The sequence below is a fragment of the Microbacterium cucumeris genome, assembly GCF_058349845.2.
Map to the genome: position 1 here is coordinate 44,169 of NZ_JBYRIZ020000006.1, position 13,846 is coordinate 58,014.

Here is a 13,846-nt window from a genome sequence, read left to right on the forward strand (position 1 = left end):
GCGCTCTAGATCTCGACACCGACGAGCACGGGTTCCGGCTGCAGCATCAGCCCGAACTCCGACTGCACGCGGCTGGAGATGTAGCGGGCGAGCTCGGCGATCTCGCCCGCGGTCGCGCCGCCGCGGTTCGTCAGCGCCAGCGCATGCTTGGTCGACACTCCGGCGCGCGAGCGCGGCAGCCGGAACCCCTTGGAGATGCCGGAATGCTCGATGAGCCAGGCCGCCGACACCTTGACCTCGGCCGGCGCCGTGGCGAGCGGAGGCAGCGCTCCGTCGTATGCGCCGAGCGGAATGACCGTCACGGCGTCCAGGTCGGGCGCGACCGGCCAGCGCGGGCACTCGGCCGGAAGCGTCCGTGCGACGGACTCCGGCACGATCGCGTTCTGGAAGAACGACCCCGCACTGGCGGTGTCCGCGTCGTCGGGGTCCAGCAGCATTCCCTTCGCGGCACGCGTCGCGAGGATCCGCTCCCGCACCCACGCCAGCGGAACCGGCGCATCATTCTCCAGCGCCAGTGCACGGCGGAGCTGCTCGCCGCGGACGATGCGTCCGGCATCACCCACGACCGCGAGGTCCAGCGTGACGGACAGGATGACCGCGCGGCGCAGCGGCACCCCGCCGTAGTGATGCTTCAGGACGGACGTGCGGAATCCCAGGCCGAGGTCGGATGCCGGCACGGTCGACACCTCTCCGGTGGCCTCGTCGATCAGCTCGACCTCGACGAGCGTCTCCTGGATCTCCTGTCCGTAGGCGCCCACGTTCTGCACCGGCGCCGCGCCGACCGTCCCGGGGATCCCGCTCATGGCCTCGATGCCCGCGAGCCCCTGCTCCACGGTGTGCGCGACCAAGGCGTCCCAGTCGTGCCCCGCCTGCACGCGCAACCGGGTGCGTCCGCGATGGGGGGAATCGAGCCGCTCGATCCCCGTGGTGAGCACGCGGATGACGGTGCCCTCGAATGCCTCGTCCCCCACGAACAGGTTGGATCCGCCGCCGAGCACGAACCATTCGTCACCCCGGGACCAGACCTCGCGCAGCGCCGCGACGAGCTCGTCGGCGGTGCGCGCCTCGAGCATCCGCTCCGGCGCGGCACCGGTGCGCAGCGTCGTCAGCTGCGACAGGGCGATCGGCGAGACCTCCGGCATCAGATCGCGACGCGCAGCTGCGACTTGCCGAGGACCGTGGTGTCGCCGAAGGTGACCTTCAGGTCGATGCGGGCACCGGCCTCGTCGACCGCTCCGACGGTGGCGACCACGCGCACGTCGGCACCGGCCTCCGGGTCGACGACGACGGGCTTGGTGAACCGGACGCCGTACTCCGTGATCGCAGCGGCGTCGCCGAGCGCCGAGACCACGACCGAAGAGGCGATGCCCATCGTCAGCATCCCGTGCGCGAGGACGCCGGGAAGGCCGACGGCGGCCGCCACGTCGTCGCGGTAGTGAATGGGGTTGAAGTCCCCGGAAGCCCCCGCATAGCGGACCAGCGACTCGCGGGTCAGGTGGATCTCGCGCTCGGCGACGACATCTCCGACGGTGAAGGCCATCACTCCCCCTCTCCCACCAGCAGCACGCTGGTGGCCGTCACGACGTGTGCGCCGGCGGCGTCCGTGATCTCGGCCTCGCTCGTGATCATCGCGTTGCCGCCGACCGTGCGGATGCCCGTGACCTTCAGGCGGCCGCTCAGCTCGTCGCCGGCGACGATCGGCCGCGTGTAGGCGAAGCGCTGCTCTGCGTGGATCGTGCGCGCCAGAACGATGCCCGAGCCCGGCTCAGCGAGCAGCTGCTGCAGCGTCTGGTCCTGGATCACCATCGCGAACGTCGGCGGGGCGACGACGTCGGCGTAGCCGAGGGCGCGAGCCGCCTCCACATCGGTGTGCAGGGGCGCGTCGGCGAAGACGGCGCGCGCGAACTCGCGCACCTTCTCGCGTCCGACGAGGTACGGGGCCGTCGGCGGGAACTCCCGGCCGACCAGTTCGGTGTTGACAGGCACCCGTCGAGTCTACCGACCGGGGCGGGCCGCTCAGCGCCCGCCCTTCAGCGCCGCCGGCCGCGGATGGCCTTGAGCGACATCTGCACGGCGATCACCACGAGATACGCCGCGAACAGGATGTTCCCGAGAAGCGGATCGATGAGGGTCGCCAGCCACGCGCCGAGAGCGGTCGTGGTGCAGGCTGCGATGCCGATGGTCACGGCGGCCGTGAGGTCCACGTTGCGGTGACGGATGTTCCCGAAGGTGCCGGAGATCGCGGTCGGGATCATCATGAGCAGCGAGGTGCCCTTTGCGACGAGATCGCTGGTGCCGAACGCGAGCATCAGCACGGGAACGACGACGACGCCCCCGCCGACTCCGATGAGTCCGGACAGGATGCCGGTGCCGACGCCGACCACGACCAGAGCGATACCCGAGATCCAGGACAGCTCGAAGGCGGCATCCCGCGAAGGGATCACGACGAACAGGCTGATGATCACGACGACGAGGAACGCGACGAAGCCCCAGCGCAGGGCCGTCTGCGAGATCCGCTGGAGCAGGCGCGTGCCGATCTGGGCGCCGACGACGGCGCCCGCCGCGAGGATGATCGCCGGGATCCACGCCACCGAGCCGTGCACCGCGTACGAGATCACGCCCACGGCCGCCGTGGGGACGATCGCCGCGAGCGACGTCCCGGCGGCGAGGCGCTGGTCGAAGTGCAGCAGCAGCACGAGTAGCGGAACGATGACCGTGCCTCCGCCGACGCCGAACAGTCCGGACAACAGGCCCGCCAGGAGGCCGATGACGATGAAGGACAGATACGCCCGGGGGCCGCGCTGAATCCGAGCGTCACTCACCCGTCCACCCTACGCCCGCCCGCGGCGATGATCCGTCAGCGCACGCGCGCGACGGCCAGCAGATGCGTGCTGAAGTCCCGGATGCCGGGCTCGGCGCTGGTCGCACGTGCGAGCACGAGCGCGGCGCCCGTCAGATCAGCGCGGTCGGCCGCGATCTGTTCGAGGGCGAGACCACCGGGGCCCTCCACGCCGTGGACCGCGAGCACCTCGAGTCCGGCATCCGACACCTCGTCGGCGAGCTCCTCAGCGGTGTGGAAGTGTCCGGCGGGGAACCGGCCGTTCCCCGTCGGGACGCCGTGCTCCCACAGCGCGCGGTCATCGCGGCATCCGCGCGCACCGGTCGCCCGAGCACGTTCGCGCCGAAGGCGATGTAGCGCGACAGCGCCGCCGCGAACACCGACCCGCCGGGGCGCGTGACGCGACGGGCCTCGTTCAGCGCTCGAACGCGATCGGTCGCCGAGGCCAGATGGTAGAGCGGGCCGAGCATCAGCACGGCGTCGAAGGAGCCGTCAGGGAACGGGAGGCTGCGGGCGTCTCCAATCTGGGAGGCGACTCCCGATGCCGCGGCCGCCGCCACATGTTCGGGAACGGGATCGATCAGGATGACGTCGAATCCGCGTTCCTGCAGCGATCGGGCGTGCACCCCCGTCCCTCCGCCGACGTCCAGGACCCGCCCCTCGTCGATGTGGGCGGCGATCAGCTCCTGGGTGCGCCGATGCTCCAGCGGCCCCTGCGCCGATCGAGTCGTCAGCCGGGCTCCCTCATCGAACACACCGCCGTAGTAGGCGCGCACCTGCTCGTCGATCTCGCGCTGATCCATCCGTCCCGCCTCTCGCCGTGAGGGGCATCCTCCCACATTCCCGACCGGGGACGCTCCGCCTCTGCCTCGACGGCTTCGTCGGCCGGAGGAGAAACGACGAAGCCCGCCGTCCCCTGGGAACGGCGGGCTTCGTGAGGAAGCGGATGCTTACTCGGACTTCTCCTCGGCAGCGGCCTCGGCGGGAGCCTCCTCGGCCGGAGCCTCGGTCGTCTCCTCGACGGCCTCTTCTGCCGGAGCCTCCTCGGCGGGCGCCTCTTCGACCTTCTCGGCCTTCGGAGCGGCCTTCGCTGCCGGCTTGGCAGCCTTCTTCGCCTTCGGGGAGACCGGCTCGAGGACGAGCTCGATCACGGCCATGGGGGCGTTGTCGCCCTTGCGGTTGCCGACCTTGGTGATGCGCGTGTAGCCACCCTCGCGGTCCGCGACGAGCGGAGCGATCTCGGTGAACAGGACGTGCACGACTTCCTTGTCACCGATGACCGACAGCACCCGGCGGCGGGCGTGCAGGTCGCCGCGCTTGGCGAAGGTGATCAGGCGCTCGGCGAGCGGACGCAGGCGCTTGGCCTTGGTCTCGGTCGTCTTGATCGACTTGTGGGTGAACAGAGCCGCCGCGAGGTTGGCAAGCAGCAGGCGCTCGTGTGCGGGGCCGCCTCCGAGGCGGGGACCCTTGGTGGGCTTGGGCATATTCGTCTAACTCCTGGTCAGAATTTCGGGAAGGTCAGAAGGACTCGTCTTCGCTGCCGCCGTAGAAGTGGGCGCCGTCGAAACCGGGCACCGAATCCTTGAGCGACAGTCCGAGCGAGATGAGCTTGTCGCGCACCTCGTCGACCGACTTCTGGCCGAAGTTGCGGATGTTCATGAGCTGCGTCTCCGACAGGGCGACGAGCTCGGACACCGTGTTGATGCCCTCGCGCTTGAGGCAGTTGTACGAGCGCACGGACAGGTCGAGGTCCTCGATCGGCATCGACAGCTCGCTGGAGGCGACGGCCTCCACCGGGGCCGGACCGATCTCGATGCCCTCGGCCTCGACGTTCAGCTCGCGGGCGAGGCCGAACAGCTCGGTGAGGGTCTTGGCAGCCGAGGCGACGGCGTCGCGGGGGCTGATCGCGGACTTGGTCTCGACGTCCAGGACGAGCTTGTCGAAGTCGGTGCGCTCACCCGCACGGGTGGCGTCGACGCGGTAGCTGACCTTGAGCACCGGCGAGTAGATCGAGTCGATCGGGATCTGACCGGCCTCGGCGTACTCGTTGCGGTTCTGCGTGGCGGACACGTATCCGCGGCCGCGCTCGATCGTGAGCTCCAGCTCGAACTTCGCGGTGTCGTTCAGGGTCGCGATGACGAGCTCGGGGTTGTGCACCTCGACACCGGCCGGAGCCGAGATGTCCGCCGCGGTGACCTCACCGGCGCCGGTCTTGCGCAGGTACGCGGTGATGGGCTCGTCACGCTCGCTGGAGACGACCAGCTGCTTGATGTTGAGGATGATCTCGGTGACATCCTCCTTCACGCCGGGGATGGTGCTGAACTCGTGCAGCACGCCGTCGATGCGGATGCTGGTGACAGCAGCACCGGGGATCGACGAGAGCAGGCTGCGACGCAGCGCGTTGCCGATGGTGTAGCCGAAGCCGGGCTCGAGCGGCTCGATGACGAACCGGCTGCGGTTCTCGGCGATCTTTTCCTCGGTCAGTGTGGGACGCTGTGCGATGAGCACTGTGTGTTCCTTTCGATCACATGCCCGCTATATGACATGTGGTGGGTGAGGTTCTTGAGTTGTGGAGACCTGCGGCGAGGATGCCGGTCCCGGCGACGGCTCTGAGAGCGTCGCGGGACCCGGCATCCTCGAACGGAATCAGACGCGGCGGCGCTTCGGCGGGCGGCAGCCGTTGTGAGCCTGCGGCGTGACGTCCTGGATCGACCCGACCTCGAGGCCGGCGGCCTGAAGCGAGCGGATCGCGGTCTCGCGGCCCGAACCCGGACCCTTCACGAAGACGTCCACCTTCTTGACCCCGTGCTCCTGGGCCTGGCGGGCAGCCGACTCGGCGGCCATGCCGGCCGCGTACGGGGTCGACTTGCGCGAGCCCTTGAAGCCCACGCCACCGGAGGACGCCCAGCTGATGACAGCGCCGGACGGGTCAGTGATGGAAACGATCGTGTTGTTGAACGTCGACTTGATGTGGGCCTGGCCCAGCGCGATGTTCTTCTTCTCCTTGCGGCGCGGCTTGCGCGCGGCGGCCTTGGGTGCAGCCATGAAAATGTTCTCCTAGTCCCTGGGGCCGCTGCTCAGCGGGCCTTCTTCTTGCCGGCGACGGTGCGCTTCGGGCCCTTGCGGGTACGGGCGTTGGTCTTGGTGCGCTGGCCGCGGACCGGGAGACCACGACGGTGGCGGATGCCCTCGTAGGAGCCGATCTCGACCTTGCGGCGGATGTCTGCGGCGACCTCGCGGCGCAGGTCACCCTCCACCTTGTAGTTGCCTTCGATGTAGTCGCGGAGCGCGACGAGCTGCTCGTCGCTGAGGTCCTTGACGCGGATCGACTCGTCGATCTCGGTGGCCTTGAGGATCTCGACCGAGCGGGTACGGCCGACGCCGTAGATGTAGGTAAGGGCGATCACCACGCGCTTGTCGCGCGGGATGTCAACGCCGGCAAGACGTGCCATGCGAATCTCCTGGGTGTGGTGGAGGTGTGGAGCAGGATCGGTGCCCGGGCCTCCGCCCCGAGGTGTCCCCCACGCTCGTGGGTTCTGATCCTGCCTTTTCATTTCCCGGTCGCTGAGCGAGCGAAGCGAGTCGAAACGCTCTGACCAGGCGGTGTTAAGTTGTGCTGCTCGATCAGCCCTGGCGCTGCTTGTGGCGCGGGTTGCTCTTGCAGATCACCATGACGCGGCCGTGACGACGGATCACCTTGCAGTGGTCGCAGATGGGCTTGACGCTGGGGTTGACCTTCATTGTGTTTCCTGTTCGCTGTCTTCACCGGGCAGGCGCGAGCGCCTGGGGTGTTACTTCTCGACCGATCAGCGGTAGCGGTAGACGATGCGGCCGCGGGTCAGGTCGTAGGGGCTGAGCTCCACGACCACGCGGTCCTCGGGGATGATGCGGATGTAGTTCTGCCGCATCTTGCCGGAGATCGTTGCAAGAACCTTGTGCCCGTTGCTGAGCTCAACGCGGAACATCGCGTTGGGCAGCGCCTCGGACACGACGCCCTCGATCTCGATGACACCGTCTTTCTTAGCCATAAACTCGCTGACGCTTCTGCAGATCGGCCGATCTGCGGTGGATGGATGGGTTGGATGCTCGCCTCCCCGGACACGCCGAATCAAGGCGCAAAGCACCAAAGATCTATGTTAGACGACGCCGGCGCATCCGGCAAATGGGATCCGGTGCGGAAAAGCGGTGGGACGCATCCGAGGATGCGTCCCACCGCTTCTGTGTCGTCAGCCGAGGATCTCGGCGAAGCGCGTGCCGATGTCGGCGTTGTCGATCCGCTCACCGTCGATGGCCACGGTGGGGGTGCCGACGCGTCCGGTCGCCGGGTCCGGCGGGGTGTTGTCGACCTGATCCTGCGTGTACTGCATGTAGGTGCCCTCGGTGATGCAGTCCGCAGCAGCACCGGCACCCGCCTGCTCGGCGAGGCTCACGAGCTCCTCATCCGTCAGCCCGGCGGTCTGCTCCTCCGGCTGGTTCTCGAAGAGGAGGTTGAAGTAGTCCAGCGCCGCGTCCGGGGCCTCGGCCGCGACGCAGTACATCGAGCCGGCGGCCCGAGAGGAGAACTCCGTGCCCTGGGATGCGCCGTCGAGAATGGAGATCGGGTGGATGTTCAGGGTGATCTCGTCGTTGGCCGCGGCATCCTGCAATGCCTCACCGTACGCGTCCTCGAACTGTCCGCAGATCGGGCACATGAAGTCCACGTAGGTGTCGATCGTCGTCTCGCCCTCGCCGAAGCTGATGGCGCCCGTCTCCGAGTTCACGATCCCCGCGGTCTCCGGAGCTGTTCCGGGGGCGGTGGCCTGGTTGTTCAGGAACACGACGAAGCCGCCGAGCACCACCAGGACGACCACCACGGCGGCCGAGATCCAGATGGCGAACCAGTTGGTCTTGCCCTGTGCTGCTGCCATTGCTTTCCGTTCTCTCGAGGCTCGCGGTTCGCGAGTCCGATGTGAAGTCTGAGGCGCGCGAGCGCGCCACCGTCCATCCTCCCGCCCAATCCTATGCGCCCGTTGTGAACCCCCTCTCCCCCTCCCCTCCCCTCCCCTCCCCCTCCCCTCCCCCCAACCCGCGAGACTTGGTTTGTGGAGTGAGACTTGCGCATCCTGGCCAAGTCTCGCACTGCAAAGGAAGTCTCACGGGCGAGGGGTGGGAAGCGCGCGCGGGCGGCGACGCAGCGTGGCGAGCATGGCGGGATTGGATGTCGCGACTCGACGGACACCGGCGCCGTCCAGGGCGTCGCAGAGCGGGCGCGCCTTCCACGCGTCCCCGGGTTCCCAGCGCGCGAAGGGGTGGCCGTGCCGCCGCAGCCGATCCTCGCGACGCTTCTCCTTGGCGAGCAGCAGCGCACCCGTGCCCGGGTCTTCCAGTTGGTACTTGCTCCAGCCGTCGCATTCGCCGATGGCGTCGCAGCTCTCGAAGAAGAAGTCCGAACGGTCCAGGTGCCCCTCGTAGCGGAACTCCCTCTGGAGCACCGGCGTCTCGTAGCCGCTCCACATGATGACGGCTCGGCTCACGCTTTCGGGCGGCGACTCGGCGATCGGATTCGTGTGGTCCCACACCCAGCGCATCCGTGCGCGCCCCCGACTGCCGACACCGTCCTTGCCGCGCGCGATGAGATCGTCGAGCCGCAGCGCACCGCCCTGGACGGGCGAGGTCGCCGCGTCGGACACCGCGAGGGCGTCAGCGGGTTGCATCACCCGGGCGAGGTCGACGACCGTGTCGAGCAGGCTCGTCGCATGCACTCCGCCGATCCGGCAGATCTCGCGACGCGTCGCACTCGCATGAACACGGACGTCGCCATAGCACTGCGTCCGCTGCGCATCCGGATCGTACACGTGGACGTATCGCGTCTCACCCGCGACCGGCAGACCATGCACCACCGCGGCGGATTCGAGGCAGAGGATGGCATCCGGGTGACGCCGCAGGTACGCGTGCACCCGCACCTCGTAGCGTTTCCACGGCGGAAGCGCCCGGAAATCGGTCGCGTCGACGTAAACCCCCTTACGAAGCCGGTGCCATCCGCGAGCACGGACGTCGATGCCATGAGCTCCCGCGTCGGCCTTTGTGAACAGGAGCAGGGGTGATTCGCGCGACGCACGATCCGGCAGGAGCAGGGGCATGCCGCCCGATTCTGCACGACCCGGGTCGCCGCCCTGCGCCGAAGCGGCGCCCTTCCACGACATCCGGGGAGAATTCCGCGCCGAACGTTCCTGTGCAGGGCGAGTGCGGCGACACCCGTCCGCCCGTGAGACTTGGATTGCGGAGTGACACTTGGCCACCGAACGAAAGTCTCGCTCCGCAAACCAAGTCTCGCGGAAACGAGAGGCGGGGCGCGGGAGCTACGGGATGGGGGTGGGGGTCACGCCGAAGGGGGCGAGGCCGGCGGCACCGCCATCGGCGGCGGTCAGCACCCAGATGCCGTCGGCGTGCAGGGCGACGCTGTGCTCCCAGTGCGAGCCGTCGCTGCCGTCGACCGTCGACACGGTCCAGTCGTCGTCCTCCACGAACGTGGCATCCCCACCGGCGGTCACCATCGGCTCGATCGCGAGCACCAGTCCGGGCCTGACCTCGGCCCCGGCATCCGGCGTCCGGTAGTTGAAGACGCTGGGCGCCTCATGCATCTTGCGTCCGATGCCGTGCCCGACGTACTCGCGCAGGATGCCGTACTCCCCCTGCGCCTCGATGTGGTCCTGGATCGCGGCGCCGATGTCTCCGAGGTGGCGTGCGGACGCCATCGCGGCGATCCCGGCCCACATCGAGCCCTCGGTCACCCGGGAGAGCTCGAGGCGAGCCGCGACCAGGTCGGGCCGAGACTCGTCCGGCACCACGAACGTGCGAGCGCTGTCACCGTTCCAGCCCTGATACTGCGCGCCGCTGTCGACGGACACGATGTCGCCGGGCTCCAGCACACGAGGCCCGGGGATGCCGTGCACGACCTGCTCGTTGACCGAGATGCACGTCGTGTGGCGGTATCCGCGCACGAGCTGGAAGTTCGACTCCGCCCCGCGAGCGGTGATCGCAACCGAGGCCGCCGCATCCACTTCCGCCGTCGTCGCGCCGGGCCGGATCGCCGCTGCGGCCGCATCCAGGGAGGCTGCGGTGATGAGCCCGGGTTCGACCATCGCGCGCAGTTGCGCGGGCGTCTTGTAGATCGAGCGGCGGAACACGCTCAGACCGTCACGCGCAGGCCGCGCGCGTCCAGCGCCGCGGTGATGCGCTCGGTGATCTCGTCGAGCGATCCGACGCCGTCGATGCGGTCGACGATGCCGCGGTCCGAGTAGGTCTCCAGGATCGGAGCGGTCTCGTGCTCGTAGATGTCCAGGCGGTGTCCGATGGCCTCGGGGGTGTCGTCCGAGCGGCCCTGCTCCTTCGCACGCAGGCTCAGGCGGGAGATGCTCTCGTCACGCGGGACGTCCAGCAGGATCACGGCGTCCAGCGCCTCGCCGCGCGAGGACAGGAACTGCTCCAGGTGCGCGACCTGGGCGGCGTTGCGCGGGTATCCGTCGAGGAGGAACCCGTTCGCGGCGTCCTCCTGCGACAGCCGATCGCGCACGATCTCGCTCGTCAGCTCATCGGGCACGAGGTCCCCGCGATCGAGGATCGACGTGACCTGCTTGCCCAGTTCCGTGCCGTTCTTGATGTTGGCGCGGAAGATGTCGCCGGTCGAGATCACCGGGATGCCGTAGGACTCGGCGATGCGCACACCCTGCGTGCCCTTGCCGGAACCCTGCGGGCCGACGATGAGGAGACGTGCGGATGAGGTCATCGGAGGAGCCCTTCGTAATGACGCTGCTGGAGCTGAGCGTCGATCTGCTTGACCGTCTCGAGACCCACGCCGACGATGATGAGGATCGATGCGCCGCCGAACGGGAAGTTCTGGTTGGCGCCGACCGTGGCCAGGGCCACCAGCGGGATCAGGGCGATCAGACCCAGGTAGATGGACCCGGGGAACGTGATGCGCGTCAGCACGTAGTCGAGGTACTCGGCCGTCGGGCGCCCCGCACGGATGCCGGGGATGAAGCCGCCGTACTTCTTCATGTTGTCGGCGACCTCGACCGGGTTGAAGGTGATCGCGACGTAGAAGTACGTGAACCCGATGATGAGCAGGAAGTACACCAGCATGTACAGCGGGTGATCACCGGTGGTGAAGTACTGCGAGATCCAGGTCACCCACGCGGCCGGCTCGGAACCGTCCTGCGGGGTGTTGAACTGCGCGATGAGCATCGGGATGTACAGCAGCGAGGAGGCGAAGATCACCGGGATCACACCCGCCATGTTCACCTTGATCGGGATGTAGGTGTTGGTGCCGCCGTAGGTGCGGCGGCCGACCATGCGTTTCGCGTACTGGACGGGGATGCGGCGCTGGGACTGCTCGACGAAGACGACGAGCCCCATCACGATGATCCCGACGGCCAGCACGAGCAGGAAGACCTCGAAGCCCCGGGTCTCCCAGATCAGCCACATGGCGGACGGGAACGTGGCCGCGATCGAGGTGAAGATCAGCAGCGACATGCCGTTGCCGATGCCGCGCTCGGTGACGAGCTCGGCGAACCACATGATGAGGCCGGTGCCGGCGGTCATCGTGATGATCATGAGCAGCTGCGCCCACCAGACATCGTTCGTCAGCAGGTTCTGGCAGGCCGCGATGTCGGTGGTGCCGAACAGCTGACCGCTGCGCGCGACGGTGACGAGCGTCGTCGACTGCAGCAGAGCGAGCGCGATCGTGAGGTAGCGCGTGTACTGCGTCAGCTTCGCCTGGCCGGCCTGACCCTCCTTGTGCAGGGTCTCGAAGTGCGGGATGACCACGCGCAGCAGCTGGGTGATGATCGTCGCCGTGATGTACGGCATGACGCCCAGCGCGAAGATCGAGAGCTGGAGCAGCGCTCCGCCCGAGAAGAGGTTGACCAGGCTCAGCAGGCCCTCGGTGCCCGACGTGAGCGCGAGGCACTGCTCGACGTTCGGGAAGTTCACGAACGGAGCGGGGATGTGCGAGCCGAAGCGGTAGAGGGCGATGATCGCCAGGGTGAAACCGATCTTCCGACGGAGGTCGGGCGTGCGGAAGATCCGCGCAATGGCGCTAAACAAGGGTTTTCCTCCAGAAAGGTCGCCGTCGACACAGCAGACGGCCGAAAGACCAGAGTAACGCACAGAGGGGCCGGAGATATCTCCGACCCCTCTGCACAGTGGTTACTTGACGGAACCGCCGGCCGCCACGATCTTCTGCTCGGCGGAACCCGAGACCTTGTCGACCGAGACGGTGAGCTTCACCGCGATGTCCCCGTTGCCGAGGACCTTGACCTTCTCGTTCTTGCGAACGGCACCCTTGGCGACCAGGTCGCTGACGGTGACGTCGCCACCCTGGGGGTACAGCTCGGCGAGCTTCTCCAGGTTCACGACCTGGTACTCGACGCGGAACGGGTTCTTGAAACCGCGCAGCTTCGGGGTGCGCATGTGCAGCGGCATCTGCCCACCCTCGAATCCGACGCGCACGGTGTTGCGGGCCTTGGTGCCCTTCGTGCCGCGGCCTGCGGTCTTGCCCTTGGAACCCTCACCGCGACCGACACGGGTCTTGGCGGTGTTGGCGCCGGGGACCGGACGCAGGTGGTGCACCTTGAGGACGCCGGGACGCGAGGTCTCGGCCTCCTTCTTGGCAGCGGGCTTCTTGGCGGCCGGCTTCTTGGCCGCCGGAGCCTTCTTCGAGGCCTCAGCGGTCTTCGAAGCGGCAGCCTTGGGGGCGGCCTTCTTCGGAGCCTTCTCGGCCTCGACGGCTTCGTTCTTCTCAGCCATTAGTCGATCTCCTCAACCTTGACGAGGTGGGCGACGGTCCGGACGTAGCCGCGCGTCTGCGCGTCGTCGGGGCGGACGGTGGAGTCACCGATCCGCTTCAGACCGAGGCTGCGCAGCGTGTCGCGCTGGTTCTGCTTCTCGCTCACCTTGGACTTGACCTGCGTGACCTTGAGGCGCGCAGCCATCAGGCACCTACCTTCTGAGCGGCGGCCGCGTCGGCCTCCGCACGGACGAGACGCGCCGGGGCGACCTGGTCGAACTCGAGGCCACGACGCGCGGCGACCGCACGGGGCTCCTCGAGCTGCTTCAGGGCCTCCACCGTCGCGTGCACGATGTTGATCGTGTTCGACGAGCCGAGCGACTTCGACAGCACGTCGTGGATGCCGGCGCACTCGAGCACGGCGCGGACCGGACCACCGGCGATGACACCGGTACCGGCAGCGGCCGGACGAAGCAGCACGACACCGGCCGCGGCCTCACCCTGCACGGGGTGCGGGATGGTGCTTGCGACGCGGGGGACGCGGAAGAAGTTGCGCTTGGCCTCTTCGACACCCTTCGAGATGGCCAGGGGCACCTCGCGGGCCTTGCCGTAGCCGACGCCGACCAGACCGTTGCCGTCGCCGACGACCACGAGGGCGGTGAAGCTGAAGCGACGTCCACCCTTCACGACCTTGGAGACGCGGTTGATGGTCACGACGCGCTCGAGGAACTGGTTGTCGCCGCGGTCGCGCGAGTTGCGGTCGCGGCCGCCCTGGTTGCGGTCACGGCCGCCACGGCGGCCCTCACGCTGCTCGCGAGCGGGCTCAGCGGCCTCAGTCGAGGCTGCAGCCGTTTCGGTCACTTCGTTCTCCTTGATGTCACTCACAGTGCCAGCCCCCCTTCACGGGCGCCATCGGCGATCGCCGCGACACGACCCGCGTAGCGGTTGCCGCCACGGTCGAACACGGCCTCGGAAAAACCGGCGGCCTTCGCGCGCTCGGCGAGGAGCTCGCCGACCTTGCGGGCCTTGGCGGTCTTGTCGCCCTCGAAACCACGAAGGTCGGTCTCGAGCGTGGATGCCGAGGCGACGGTGTGGCCCTTGCTGTCGTCGACCAGCTGCACGAAGACGTGACGGGCCGAACGGTTCACGACGAGGCGCGGACGCTGCTCGGTGCCGACGATCTTCTTGCGAAGGCGGGCGTGACGACGCGCGCGGGCGTCGGACTTCGACTTCACAGCCAT

Annotated in this window: 20 protein-coding genes; all 20 read right to left on the reverse strand. The window is 68.2% G+C overall.

The window, feature by feature from the left end; translation table 11 throughout:
- Positions 1 to 5: 5 nt before the first annotated feature.
- Positions 6 to 1,142 carry a UDP-N-acetylmuramate dehydrogenase gene (locus AC3RXZ_RS15370; protein WP_491494605.1) on the reverse strand — a complete coding sequence of 379 codons (1,137 nt, stop codon included), beginning with the start codon at positions 1,140 to 1,142 and terminating at the stop codon, positions 6 to 8.
- A complete protein-coding gene (locus AC3RXZ_RS15375) occupies positions 1,142 to 1,540 on the reverse strand; it encodes a MaoC/PaaZ C-terminal domain-containing protein (protein WP_491494606.1) in 399 nt (132 codons plus the stop codon). Before AC3RXZ_RS15375 ends, AC3RXZ_RS15370 begins: the two co-directional genes overlap by 1 nt.
- Positions 1,540 to 1,986: an FAS1-like dehydratase domain-containing protein gene (locus AC3RXZ_RS15380; RefSeq protein WP_491494607.1), complete on the reverse strand. Its 447-nt coding sequence runs from the start codon at positions 1,984 to 1,986 to the stop codon at positions 1,540 to 1,542. The genes AC3RXZ_RS15375 and AC3RXZ_RS15380 overlap by 1 nt, the downstream gene beginning before the upstream one ends.
- Positions 1,987 to 2,030: 44 nt before the next feature.
- Positions 2,031 to 2,822, reverse strand: coding sequence for a sulfite exporter TauE/SafE family protein (locus AC3RXZ_RS15385; protein ID WP_243229811.1), 792 nt, complete (start codon positions 2,820 to 2,822; stop codon positions 2,031 to 2,033).
- A 130-nt stretch (positions 2,823 to 2,952) separates the two neighbouring features.
- The gene (locus AC3RXZ_RS15390) at positions 2,953 to 3,642 is read right to left on the reverse strand and encodes a class I SAM-dependent methyltransferase (RefSeq protein WP_491494608.1); all 690 of its coding nucleotides are present in this window, start codon (positions 3,640 to 3,642) and stop codon (positions 2,953 to 2,955) included.
- A 147-nt stretch (positions 3,643 to 3,789) separates the two neighbouring features.
- Positions 3,790 to 4,323: a 50S ribosomal protein L17 gene (rplQ, locus tag AC3RXZ_RS15395; protein WP_243229808.1), complete on the reverse strand. Its 534-nt coding sequence runs from the start codon at positions 4,321 to 4,323 to the stop codon at positions 3,790 to 3,792.
- Positions 4,324 to 4,357: 34 nt separating this feature from the next.
- Positions 4,358 to 5,347: a DNA-directed RNA polymerase subunit alpha gene (locus AC3RXZ_RS15400; RefSeq protein ID WP_243229807.1), complete on the reverse strand. Its 990-nt coding sequence runs from the start codon at positions 5,345 to 5,347 to the stop codon at positions 4,358 to 4,360.
- A gap of 138 nt (positions 5,348 to 5,485) precedes the next feature.
- On the reverse strand, positions 5,486 to 5,884 hold the full coding sequence (gene rpsK, locus AC3RXZ_RS15405; RefSeq protein WP_045249905.1) for a 30S ribosomal protein S11: 399 nt from the start codon (positions 5,882 to 5,884) through the stop codon (positions 5,486 to 5,488).
- Between the two features lie 32 nt (positions 5,885 to 5,916).
- Positions 5,917 to 6,291: a 30S ribosomal protein S13 gene (gene rpsM / locus AC3RXZ_RS15410; protein ID WP_243229806.1), complete on the reverse strand. Its 375-nt coding sequence runs from the start codon at positions 6,289 to 6,291 to the stop codon at positions 5,917 to 5,919.
- 172 nt (positions 6,292 to 6,463) lie between these two features.
- On the reverse strand, positions 6,464 to 6,580 hold the full coding sequence (rpmJ, locus tag AC3RXZ_RS15415; protein ID WP_005050492.1) for a 50S ribosomal protein L36: 117 nt from the start codon (positions 6,578 to 6,580) through the stop codon (positions 6,464 to 6,466).
- A 65-nt stretch (positions 6,581 to 6,645) separates the two neighbouring features.
- Positions 6,646 to 6,867 (reverse strand): translation initiation factor IF-1, encoded by a 222-nt coding sequence (gene infA, locus AC3RXZ_RS15420; protein ID WP_018171468.1) that lies wholly within the window; start codon positions 6,865 to 6,867, stop codon positions 6,646 to 6,648.
- Positions 6,868 to 7,065: 198 nt separating this feature from the next.
- Positions 7,066 to 7,746, reverse strand: a complete 681-nt coding sequence (locus AC3RXZ_RS15425) for a DsbA family protein (RefSeq protein WP_491494609.1) — start codon at positions 7,744 to 7,746, stop codon at positions 7,066 to 7,068.
- Between the two features lie 225 nt (positions 7,747 to 7,971).
- A complete protein-coding gene (locus AC3RXZ_RS15430) occupies positions 7,972 to 8,958 on the reverse strand; it encodes a hypothetical protein (protein ID WP_491494610.1) in 987 nt (328 codons plus the stop codon).
- Between the two features lie 219 nt (positions 8,959 to 9,177).
- The gene (gene map, locus AC3RXZ_RS15435; protein WP_491494611.1) at positions 9,178 to 10,005 is read right to left on the reverse strand and encodes a type I methionyl aminopeptidase; all 828 of its coding nucleotides are present in this window, start codon (positions 10,003 to 10,005) and stop codon (positions 9,178 to 9,180) included.
- A 2-nt stretch (positions 10,006 to 10,007) separates the two neighbouring features.
- The gene (locus AC3RXZ_RS15440) at positions 10,008 to 10,604 is read right to left on the reverse strand and encodes an adenylate kinase (RefSeq protein ID WP_243229803.1); all 597 of its coding nucleotides are present in this window, start codon (positions 10,602 to 10,604) and stop codon (positions 10,008 to 10,010) included.
- A complete protein-coding gene (gene secY, locus AC3RXZ_RS15445) occupies positions 10,601 to 11,923 on the reverse strand; it encodes a preprotein translocase subunit SecY (protein WP_243229802.1) in 1,323 nt (440 codons plus the stop codon). Before secY ends, AC3RXZ_RS15440 begins: the two co-directional genes overlap by 4 nt.
- Positions 11,924 to 12,025: 102 nt before the next feature.
- Positions 12,026 to 12,625, reverse strand: a complete 600-nt coding sequence (gene rplO, locus AC3RXZ_RS15450) for a 50S ribosomal protein L15 (RefSeq protein WP_243229801.1) — start codon at positions 12,623 to 12,625, stop codon at positions 12,026 to 12,028.
- Entirely contained in the window at positions 12,625 to 12,810 is a 186-nt protein-coding gene (gene rpmD, locus AC3RXZ_RS15455) for a 50S ribosomal protein L30 (RefSeq protein WP_243229799.1), read from the reverse strand. The genes rplO and rpmD overlap by 1 nt, the downstream gene beginning before the upstream one ends.
- Positions 12,810 to 13,490 carry a 30S ribosomal protein S5 gene (rpsE, locus tag AC3RXZ_RS15460; RefSeq protein ID WP_374208984.1) on the reverse strand — a complete coding sequence of 227 codons (681 nt, stop codon included), beginning with the start codon at positions 13,488 to 13,490 and terminating at the stop codon, positions 12,810 to 12,812. Before rpsE ends, rpmD begins: the two co-directional genes overlap by 1 nt.
- Positions 13,487 to 13,846 carry a 50S ribosomal protein L18 gene (gene rplR / locus AC3RXZ_RS15465; protein WP_243229798.1) on the reverse strand — a complete coding sequence of 120 codons (360 nt, stop codon included), beginning with the start codon at positions 13,844 to 13,846 and terminating at the stop codon, positions 13,487 to 13,489. The genes rpsE and rplR overlap by 4 nt, the downstream gene beginning before the upstream one ends.

Excerpts from the sequence above, each read along its gene's own strand:
- rplR (WP_243229798.1), bottom strand. The coding sequence starts at position 13,846 with ATGGCTGTGAAGTCGAAGTCCGACGCCCGCGCGCGTCGTCACGCCCGC.
- infA (WP_018171468.1), bottom strand. The coding sequence starts at position 6,867 with ATGGCTAAGAAAGACGGTGTCATCGAGATCGAGGGCGTCGTGTCCGAG.
- rpsK (WP_045249905.1), bottom strand. The coding sequence starts at position 5,884 with ATGGCTGCACCCAAGGCCGCCGCGCGCAAGCCGCGCCGCAAGGAGAAG.
- AC3RXZ_RS15430 (WP_491494610.1), bottom strand. The coding sequence starts at position 8,958 with ATGCCCCTGCTCCTGCCGGATCGTGCGTCGCGCGAATCACCCCTGCTC.
- rpmD (WP_243229799.1), bottom strand. The coding sequence starts at position 12,810 with ATGGCTGCGCGCCTCAAGGTCACGCAGGTCAAGTCCAAGGTGAGCGAG.
- AC3RXZ_RS15370 (WP_491494605.1), bottom strand. The coding sequence starts at position 1,142 with ATGCCGGAGGTCTCGCCGATCGCCCTGTCGCAGCTGACGACGCTGCGC.
- AC3RXZ_RS15440 (WP_243229803.1), bottom strand. The coding sequence starts at position 10,604 with ATGACCTCATCCGCACGTCTCCTCATCGTCGGCCCGCAGGGTTCCGGC.
- AC3RXZ_RS15425 (WP_491494609.1), bottom strand. The coding sequence starts at position 7,746 with ATGGCAGCAGCACAGGGCAAGACCAACTGGTTCGCCATCTGGATCTCG.
- rplO (WP_243229801.1), bottom strand. The coding sequence starts at position 12,625 with ATGGCTGAGAAGAACGAAGCCGTCGAGGCCGAGAAGGCTCCGAAGAAG.
- AC3RXZ_RS15375 (WP_491494606.1), bottom strand. The coding sequence starts at position 1,540 with ATGGCCTTCACCGTCGGAGATGTCGTCGCCGAGCGCGAGATCCACCTG.
- rpmJ (WP_005050492.1), bottom strand. The coding sequence starts at position 6,580 with ATGAAGGTCAACCCCAGCGTCAAGCCCATCTGCGACCACTGCAAGGTG.
- rpsM (WP_243229806.1), bottom strand. The coding sequence starts at position 6,291 with ATGGCACGTCTTGCCGGCGTTGACATCCCGCGCGACAAGCGCGTGGTG.
- AC3RXZ_RS15390 (WP_491494608.1), bottom strand. The coding sequence starts at position 3,642 with ATGGATCAGCGCGAGATCGACGAGCAGGTGCGCGCCTACTACGGCGGT.
- rplQ (WP_243229808.1), bottom strand. The coding sequence starts at position 4,323 with ATGCCCAAGCCCACCAAGGGTCCCCGCCTCGGAGGCGGCCCCGCACAC.